Annotated in this window: 9 protein-coding genes, 1 tRNA gene and 1 pseudogene; 4 read left to right on the top strand and 7 right to left on the bottom strand. The window is 53.2% G+C overall.

The window, feature by feature from the left end; all coding sequences use genetic code 11:
- The 4 genes and pseudogenes from B8991_RS21800 to B8991_RS20425 all read right to left on the bottom strand — a co-directional run.
- Positions 1-228 (bottom strand): annotated as a pseudogene (locus tag B8991_RS21800) (hypothetical protein); the annotation flags it as partial.
- Positions 221-490, bottom strand: a complete 270-nt coding sequence (locus B8991_RS20435; protein WP_218673278.1) for a helix-turn-helix domain-containing protein — start codon at positions 488-490, stop codon at positions 221-223. The pseudogene B8991_RS21800 and the gene B8991_RS20435, both read right to left, overlap by 8 nt.
- A 61-nt stretch (positions 491-551) precedes the next feature.
- On the bottom strand, positions 552-1,397 hold the full coding sequence (locus tag B8991_RS20430) for a hypothetical protein (protein ID WP_179141568.1): 846 nt from the start codon (positions 1,395-1,397) through the stop codon (positions 552-554).
- On the bottom strand, positions 1,394-2,572 hold the full coding sequence (locus B8991_RS20425; RefSeq protein WP_084355130.1) for a tyrosine-type recombinase/integrase: 1,179 nt from the start codon (positions 2,570-2,572) through the stop codon (positions 1,394-1,396). The genes B8991_RS20430 and B8991_RS20425 overlap by 4 nt, the downstream gene beginning before the upstream one ends.
- 71 nt (positions 2,573-2,643) lie before the next feature.
- On the opposite strand from B8991_RS20425, the gene B8991_RS21630 reads away from it, so the two are divergent.
- Both B8991_RS21630 and B8991_RS20420 read left to right on the top strand, forming a co-directional pair.
- Positions 2,644-2,787, top strand: a tRNA-Met gene (locus B8991_RS21630).
- Positions 2,788-3,186: 399 nt separating this feature from the next.
- Complete coding sequence (locus B8991_RS20420; protein ID WP_179141567.1) at positions 3,187-4,044, top strand: hypothetical protein; 858 nt, start codon at positions 3,187-3,189, stop codon at positions 4,042-4,044.
- A gap of 70 nt (positions 4,045-4,114) precedes the next feature.
- On the opposite strand, the gene B8991_RS20415 is transcribed toward B8991_RS20420, so the two are convergent.
- The gene (locus B8991_RS20415) at positions 4,115-4,369 is read right to left on the bottom strand and encodes a hypothetical protein (protein ID WP_143514695.1); all 255 of its coding nucleotides are present in this window, start codon (positions 4,367-4,369) and stop codon (positions 4,115-4,117) included.
- Positions 4,370-4,454: 85 nt separating this feature from the next.
- On the opposite strand from B8991_RS20415, the gene B8991_RS20410 reads away from it, so the two are divergent.
- Together B8991_RS20410 and B8991_RS20405 are read left to right on the top strand one after the other, a co-directional pair.
- The gene (locus B8991_RS20410; protein ID WP_143514694.1) at positions 4,455-5,639 is read left to right on the top strand and encodes a hypothetical protein; all 1,185 of its coding nucleotides are present in this window, start codon (positions 4,455-4,457) and stop codon (positions 5,637-5,639) included.
- A gap of 69 nt (positions 5,640-5,708) precedes the next feature.
- Positions 5,709-6,152 carry a hypothetical protein gene (locus tag B8991_RS20405; RefSeq protein WP_084355126.1) on the top strand — a complete coding sequence of 148 codons (444 nt, stop codon included), beginning with the start codon at positions 5,709-5,711 and terminating at the stop codon, positions 6,150-6,152.
- On the opposite strand, the gene B8991_RS20400 is transcribed toward B8991_RS20405, so the two are convergent.
- Both B8991_RS20400 and B8991_RS20395 read right to left on the bottom strand, forming a co-directional pair.
- Entirely contained in the window at positions 6,149-7,234 is a 1,086-nt protein-coding gene (locus B8991_RS20400) for a hypothetical protein (RefSeq protein ID WP_084355125.1), read from the bottom strand. The genes B8991_RS20405 and B8991_RS20400 overlap by 4 nt on opposite strands.
- Before the next feature lie 337 nt (positions 7,235-7,571).
- A complete protein-coding gene (locus tag B8991_RS20395; RefSeq protein ID WP_084355124.1) occupies positions 7,572-8,723 on the bottom strand; it encodes a hypothetical protein in 1,152 nt (383 codons plus the stop codon).
- Positions 8,724-8,771: the final 48 nt, after the last annotated feature.

Here is an 8,771-nt window from a genome sequence, read left to right as displayed (position 1 = left end):
CTCATTCTGAGCGTTCACGAAGGCAAAAACGTCAGCAGAATGAGCCGAGCACCCCACCGCAAGCGAAACACCAATGGGGCCGAGACGGCGCATACGATTAAGCGCTACCCACTCGCGCCCTTGCCGTTGTCCGTCAGGCAACCATGCAGCCAGAAGCGACGGGAGTCGGTGCAGACAGGACAGGTTGATCAGGGCAAAGTCGATTGATTTCCAGCAGCTATCAAGCATTGCTCTCTCCCTGCATACGAGAGGTTACAAACGCTTCGATATCCTGAAGGCGGTAGCGCACAAGCCGTCCGGCTTTGACGTAGGGAAGGTTGTAGCGCTTGGTGCAGCGCCAGACATTGAGGGTTTCAACAGAGACGCCAAGATAGTCAGATACTTGCTCGGGCGTCATAAGATTGGATGGGAATATATTAGTCATATCAGGCAGTTCCTTTCTGGTTTGAGCCATGAAACGAAACTGCCAGAAGCCTTGGGGCGCTTCCATTTAGGCTGGTTGCAAGAGCCGAGCGTGTTTTGCGCCCGGAATTTGCAACGAGATATTTTAGCTACCCTGCCTGAACTTTGCGGATGGCGGTGACAATCGCCTGCGGGTTGATCTCCGGCGCAAATGACGCAAAGCACAGCTTTAACGCGGCGAGCGTTCTTGAAGGTTCATGGCCGATCTTTTCGTAGTAATGCCCCTGCGTGAAAGGGTGGGGGGAAAGTGCCACCCAAACGGTTTTGAAGCACTTTACGAATTGCAGTAACGCGTGATCACCGCCCAGCTTGTGGGCTTCGCTCTGCTCTTTCCAACGGGGTAGATCGGCGGCGTCATCCCCCGATAGCGCTAAGTCCCTGTCACACACAAGAGCCTCTATAGCGGCCAGATCGAAGTCGCCTTCTTTGCTTTTGGGCAGACCCGCACTTTGCTTTGGCGTTGTGATTTTGGCCCTTTGTGCGGAAATCGAAATATCCGAAACAAACTGCTTGATGATGAAGAACGGATTATCTGGCCGGGTGTCGTCTAAAAGTGACGCCAATCTATGCCCGTTGGAACTGGTAAAGCTCGTCGGGTTGCTTTCCACTGCTCGCTTCAACTTACCCTGAGTCTGCCCGAAGTCATATAAGGCGGTCAGGGATTGCAGCAGCTTGTCGGCATCCTTTGCGACCCGGTCAAGTCGCGTGTTCTCCGCCTTCAGGCTCTGAAAGTTACGTTGCTCAATTTGGCCGGTCACAAATTCAGAAAACGCCTGATAGTGACCCTGACGCAGTGCCGAAAGGTTCGGCGCATTCTGCGCTATGCCCATCAAGTCAGACAGTTCTCCAAAGAAACTGGGCGGAAATATCTGGTCATAGAACTGCCCCTCAAAAGTTGTGCTGCAAATAGGCGGCATAGGCCAACAGTAGCTCACTGCTCGACCTCATGGCCTTCGGTCGGCCGCATATAGCCAAACATCGCGTCGGTGGCCTTGTTCACGGAATCCCGCACCGGGTCGAGATTGAGCCGCGCATAGATCGCGGTGGATTGCTGGCTGCGGTGGCCCAGTGACTTGCCGATGATATAGCCATTCGCCCCCGTTGCCGCCTGATAGCTGCCCAGCGTCCGGCGCAAGTCGTGGATGCGCAAATCCTCAATTCCAGCTTCTTTCAAAATGCGTTCCCAAGCCTTCTTGGGGTCAGCAAAATGCCCCTTGGCTCCGTTGCCTTCAAACACCCAAGGGCTTTCGCTTTTCCACTTCCGTTCGGTCAGGATCGTCATGGCCTCTTTGGGCAGGTGAATGGTTTGGGCGTCGCCGTTTTTGGTGGTTTCAATCCGCCAAGTTTGGGTTGTGAAATTGATATCGCTCCAGCGCATCGCAAGCGTGTTTGATTTCCGCGCGCCCGTCAGCAGCGAAATCATAAAGAAATCCCGTGCTGTCTCATTGGGTTCATTTGCCAGCGCTTCAAAGAAACGCGGCAACTCGTCGGGCTGCAAGAACCGGTCACGGCTTTTCTCTTTGAACTTCTTGATGCCAACGGCGGGGTTGGTCCCGCTCCAGCCCCAATCTATCGCTTTGTTGAAGATCGACCGGATGCGCTCCAACAGGCGGTTGGCTTGATAGAGGCCGCTTTCCTTGCCGATCTTGGCGTGAAGCCGCTCGACCTCGGCGCGTTCGATCGAAGATATCTTGCGCTTGAACCAATGCGACAGAAACTTGTTAACCTCGCGCTCGTCATAGGCCCATGAGCGTTTGTGGACTTTTGAGTATTTGTCCATGTAGTCGGCAAACAGCGCGGCAAAGGTCATTTCATCACGGATCGCGCGCTTCTCTTTTTGTGGGTTTTGTCCCGTCGCAATCTCGCCCTTGGCACTCGCCGCAAGTTTGCGGGCATTCTCGATGCTGATATCGGGGAACCGCCCCAGCAAGAGCCGTTCCGGGCGTCCGTCGATGCGCTTGTAGAGATAGAACGACTTGGTGCCTGCGGACGTGACCGCCATCAACAGACCCTTTTCCCGCTCGTCGTAGTAGTAATCTTTCTTGCCCTTCGCCGGGCTTGGGGCCTTCAGCAATGCGGCCTTGGTGAAGTTGATATGATGGCTGCTCAAAATGCTATCCTTCAAACGCGGTGCTACACTGGTGCTACGTTGGTGCTACATTTTGGAGTAATCTTGCGCAATGCCGGGATTGTTTGAAGTGATCAGGTATGCGCCTAACATACTGGTAAATCACAATATAAATATCTACATCAATATTCGGAAATGAGCAGCCTTTGAGGCTCATAACCTGAAGGTCGTAGGTTCAAATCCTACTCCCGCAACCATAAATACCGAACAATACCAATAGCTTACAGGCCGTCTCAGGGCGGCTTTACGCGTTGGCGAAATACCCGTGGAAGCACTGTGGAAGCAACCGGGAGCGTTTGGTGGGTGTGGTAGAACGGCAACGATCAGAAAATCCGTGGTCCGGTCGATACCACGGTCTTTGCTGCATTGCGACCAGCCGTCTCGTGAAGCGCTCTGAAGGCCCAGTCCTTACCTTGATGCTTTAGCGCAAGCGGCCCTTAGCTGCCTTCCGATCACTTGCCTCGATGCTGCGGCGCAGCCCGTCAAACTTGCCGTTCGCTGCATTCGCGAATTGAATGGATGACCTTGATGTTGCGTACGATCGATGCATGGTATCAATCGCTTGGTATCTTGAGGTATGAACAATGCTCGCGAACTTGCTAGATTTCTATGAACGATATCCGGATATTCTGCTTCACCTGAAGGGTATTGATCGAGCGTCACTAAAACCTGACCTTATTGAATCGCTTGATTTTCACGGAAAGCGGCAACGTGAAATTTTTGATGTCGCACAGTTCTACAAGATAGACGAGCGCGCGCAGGTAATGCTGCATGATCTCTCAGCACAAATGCAAGAGGACGGTCTAGACAGTATGTTCAACAACGTTCGTTTGCCGTTCCCGGCAATGTTGTTGACTGTGCCAGAACCCAAAGTCGGCGAATGGCCTGCCGCGCTGATCACCCAGGATGACAACGTACTCTACAGCCAGATTTATCTCGCAAATAACCATGGCCTGTTCCCGAACCTGCTGATCTTTAAATCACAAGGAGCGTCGGTGGATATTCTACATTCACCTACCTTCGCTTTGTCTCAGGTTATCGGAGATAAAGTCACAGAAGAAGAAGCAATCAAACAAGAAAAATCGCTCTGCGTTGGCTTCCTAGCTATGGCGGTTGGCATGTCGATCCTTTTTGAACACAAGGCCATGCTGGAGAAAGAGGAAGTGCCTGCATATCCAAGGGCCGAAAGACGAAGAGTGCAGAAATCAGGGCGAACACTGCCCAACAAGTCCATAATCAAGGTCAAGCTGGGCGAATTAGGCAGGCGTCAACTTGAAGCGACCAGCGACAAGCGCGAGGCAAACGAAGAGAGCAGCCCAAAGCGCCGCGCTCACTGGGTGCAGGGCCATTTTATGCGCAATCGATCCGGCGGCATCAGCTGGAGAAATCCTCATATTCGTGGTGCTGGCCCACTTCTCGAACAAGAGCGGCACCTCTCGTCTAATGAAGATTGAAGGGAACTGGTCATCCAAAATCATCGTTGATTTGGAGACCGGCCCAAAGCGGCCATCTACCACTTGGTCGCTACGCTGCAGCGCGGCCCGCAAAAGGAGACATATGGCGAAGCAGCAACGCATCTTTTTGCTGAATTCGTAAAAATAGAGAAAACCCAGCCTGCAGGGTGAAGAGGTCGGCACATCCCTTTAACGGACACCCCGCTTGCACTTCGAAGGCTGCGGCGGAGCCAATCGACCTGAATTCTAACTGCAGGTGCATGGCATTGCTCGTTTCACATTTCATTGATGCCATGATTGAGTGAAAGCCGATCGTTGTTTTCACCACATCACCGATGGCCCATACGTTGCGGGCAAGCTACAATCTCGAAAGATCTATAGCAGATCCAGTAAGTGGACGGATGCAGGCAATGGCGTATTACGACCAAGATTTTAAAGAGGTTGCCCACTGCGGTGCCAATACCACGATAAATATCGCATGCGATAACGAAGGGCGAAAAGGCGCGGCGTTTGGAATTGTCGGGCGTAGTCCGGGGCCGATGACTGCCGTTGGCGTCTACATCTTACTCCCTCATGGAATTCCGGTGTCTGATTTCAAATTGGGTGGAATTGGCCAACCGTTTGATCCTCCACCACCTGAGGGATGTGTTCCGGCAATCATTGGGTCCGACTCGCTGGGATGCTGGGGCCACCAATGTCCGCAGTGTAGTGGATACTTTCGCAACGGAAACCACGCTGCAATTTATCCACAGACTTGTCCTTATTGCGGCCTAAGAACGGCAGCATTTCAATTTCTCACACCGGCCCAAAGAATGTTCCTAGCGCATCTGGCAGAGCGCTTAGAGGAAGAACTTGCTGCACCCGATAAACGAGGCACACAGCGACAAGTTGAAATCGACATGGAAAGCATCGTCAAACAGGCCGCAGATGAACCCAAGCCCGATTTCTACTACGCGTCACAGACCCAACAGACACGATACAAGTGTGATCACTGCGGCGAGTTCAACGATATCAGAGGACTCTATGGTTACTGCGCCGCTTGCGGGTGGCGGAATAACATACAGATGCTCACCGGGCGGCTTGAGGAAATCAGGCAATCTCTAAATAAGGGACAAGCGCAACCAGAGGCATCCGTAGGCCAAAGCATATCTGCATTCGATGCAGCATGCCGTGACTTTGCCAAACAACTCGTGCGCCGGACGCCGATGAAGGCCGCACGGAAAGAAGCGCTTTCTAGATTGGTCTTTCATGACATTGAGTCGGAAACTTTCAAGCGTTTGAAAGATTTTTTCGACCTGAATCCGCTCAAAGGCATAGCGGATAAGGATGCTCGCTTTATCCGGTTGATGATGGAGCGTAGGCACGTCTTTGAACACAATGCGGGCGTCATCGACAGTAGATACGTTGAAAGAAGCGGCGATGAAAATGCGGTAGAGGGTAACCTATTGCGTGAGACCCGCGAAAATGCGCATCGCTTGATTGGTTTGCTCGCACGTATTGCAAGCAATGTTGACAGTGACTTCCATGAGATTTTCACACCGACTGAATGGCCAATCAAATCTTTCAAAGAGAAGCAAGAAAGGGCGTCACAGTAGCCGCGCGGCGGTAAGGAAATAAAGAATCCAAGTTAACGCAGAAGTAGCGTGTAGCCGGAGAAGTCGAGAATGCCGAAACTGAGTGCAAAGGCCCAACTCGCACAAAAGGTGCTTGTGCGCACAATTAATGAATTTCTACGTTGCGACAAATTCGGGCTGACGCCCGACAAGAATAATTTTGATGACTCGCCACTTATTGAATTTGAGATGGATGGTATCCCCGCAATCGCTCACGCGCACGACGCTGGACACGGCGAAATTTCAATCAAGGTTGCGCTATGGCCTACAGACAAGGGCAAGGAACTTATTTCGGCAGCAATAATGTCATCTGCGACCCGGCGAAAAATGGGCGGCTTCTACACATCCGCATGGCTGGAACGCAAAGACGGCGCATGGCTCCAAACGTCCAACGGCCTGACGGCCTCATGCGCTAAAAATAGACGCACAGATGTAGAAGCTCTGCCGTGGGAAGACGCTAATGGGTTCGGTGCAGAGGGAAAATTCTACCTTTAGTCGGCTATCGGAGTCGTGTCAGCGGCGGGCGGTTGCAGCGCCCTCAATCCTTCCAAGATCGCCGCCGCCGTGGCTTCATCTGACGCCGCGATAGCATCTATCAAGCGTTCCGTCTGCGCCGCGTCAGCGGCCTGCATTGCATCAATCTCAGTCTTTAGCCCGGTGACCGATTGTTGCAACGCCTCAGCCTCGCGATTTGGTAAATAGGTATTGGCGGCATATTGAGCGCCGAACACAAGGAACGGTATCAAAATTGCCGCCCAAACCGCGCCTTTGCCGAGTCGGATTGCGTCCGCAGCCGCTTCATCGTTCTTCGATGCAGCTTCTTTGAAGTCTTTCAGGAATTCTGCCGCCGCTAATTGAAGCTCTGTCGCGGTCTGTGCAGACGTTTCGGCAACGTGCGAGATTTGGTCAAACCTTCGCTCAATCCTTTCGAGTCGCTTGTTTGTTTCAATCAAAGGATTCTCGGGGATGTGGATATCGCGCAAAGCTGGCGATACCTCAAAACGGTCTTGATGCATCCGATCCAAGACGCTTTGTTGCTCTGCGATACCGGCGGCAATGCGCGAGAAAGAGGAGTCCTCACCTAAACCAAGCCCGCGCATCCGGTCTTGCAGCCCTGACGCCGCCAACGCGGCTGCGCCAGAAGCCCCGGTCAAACTTTCGATGTAGCCCTCCGGCAAGACGCCTAGCGCGCTTTTGCGTGCTTCTTCCATTGCCGCATGTTCGGCGTTGAGTTGGTCAAAGACGCCCGCGCCTCTCAAGGCGGACAAGTCATCTTGGATACCGCTTGTCGCCAAGCCACTCATAGCGTCGCGCACTTGTTCCTGCACGCTACCGATACCGCTGGCCTTAATCGCATCTTGCAAGCTGTTCACGGAACCCATGGCGTCCTGTAAAGCGCTGACGCCGCCGATGCCGCGCAACGCGTCCTTCATAACGTCGTTTCCTTCCGTCATTTCCTTGAACTGTTCCCTCAGGCGTTCATCCGCAGCCGCCCGGTCTTCATCTCTCATTTCCATGGTTAACTTGGAAATGTCGAAACTTTTGGGTTTCTCATTGTCGGTGTCTTCATCGTTCATCGTCTACACCTTGCCGTCGCTTCGCCGCTTTCTACACAATATAGTGCCTACTGTTGGCGTATACTAGCATTGAGGGTGAAAGTGCATGGAACCCAACTCAACGGCAGCTTTTCGAGTTTCAAAGAAGCCATTTTGCAAGCGCAGCGAAGTGCCGCTATCCGCTGATTTTGTTGAAAAACTCGGTTCATGACGGACATTGGGCGATTTGAAAGAACAGCATCCCGGAGAATGAGCATTCTTCAAATTTGGTTTGGTGAAATGCATCCTCCAGGGACAATATCCCAAATTTTCAGAGTGCTTTTCTGATCGCAGAGTTTTTCAACAATATCCGCCCGTTCTAGTCTGCCAAGCGATACCGGTTTTGCGCCTTCGCAAGCCTTTCCTCTAATGAGGCTGGGTGTTCTTCGACGGTCCGTAAAAGTGCCTCAACGTGGCTCTCCATGAAGTCGCTGAACTCGGCAGATGATACACCTGAAATCGCTGCACGGCTGACGAACAATCCGCAGATTTGCGCGTCGAGTTCGCGCATTTTTGCGGCGCGGTTTGCTTGAATCACGTCGCTAGGAAGAACGCCGCAGCAGTTGTGCCTTAGATCGTTGCCAATGACAGCCTCGAACAATCGCCAGAGGTCGTGGGTGGGCCATCTGGCGCGGTTGCGGTCATGTGTCGGCTCGCAGTAGCGAATGCGCTTGGTGGCGTCTGTAAAGGCGTCTCCGATGGTGCTGCGAATGTCCTGCCAATTGCGTAGCTCAAACCGGTTGCGCAATTGCTTGGAACCAAGGCGCAGCTCGAACCGCCAGACTTGGCTTGTGTTGCGGTCGGTCAGGTCTAGCGGCGGTTTGCCAATGGCCGTGCTGGCCGCATTCCAGATGGTGAGCCAGCCAAGTTTGTTGCTCTGGATGACTTCGGCGCGTTTGTCGTAGATCGCGATTTGACGGTTTGCGACGGCTCCGGCACGCAGTCCGGTGACGCGCGCCCCGCTGGAAACGGTCGCGGTTTCATCGACGCCGGTATATTCTGTGACTTTGGTTCCGGGCGGCACAACCAAGCAGTCCCGGTTTGGTTCAAACCATGGGGCAAGGAAATCCACGGCAAAATCTGCCCGCGCAACCCGCAGCTGTGTTTCAACATAGGGAATGCCGAAGGCGACCATGCAGGCGCGAAAGTGTTGTTCGGCTCCCTCTAGGCCGCTTGTGGCAAGGCCAAAGGCCCGGAAATCGACAGTAATGCCGGGATTGTTGGGAATGCGGTCTTCGGGATCTTGAAACAGCCAAACACCACCATGATCGCCGGTATGAGCAGTGAAGCCGCGTGCGCCTTTGTTGGTGACACTCAATTTGATGGGGCCAAAATCCACAATGCAGTCGCTATGGGTCTTCTTCGCGAGATCCTTGGCGGCAACCAGTTCTGCACGCAGGGCCGGGGGAATATCCGTCTGAATTGTGAATTTCAGCCCGTCAAAGCCGGAATGCAAGATTTGCGCGTCCATCTACTCTGGCCTTCGCTTTCGTATTCGTGGAGGGGGGTGTTACAAGAC

This window comes from Primorskyibacter flagellatus, from assembly GCF_900176485.1.
In the GTDB taxonomy this organism is placed as follows: Bacteria; Pseudomonadota; Alphaproteobacteria; order Rhodobacterales; family Rhodobacteraceae; genus Primorskyibacter; species Primorskyibacter flagellatus.
This window is presented reverse-complemented; position numbering and strand designations above follow the sequence as displayed.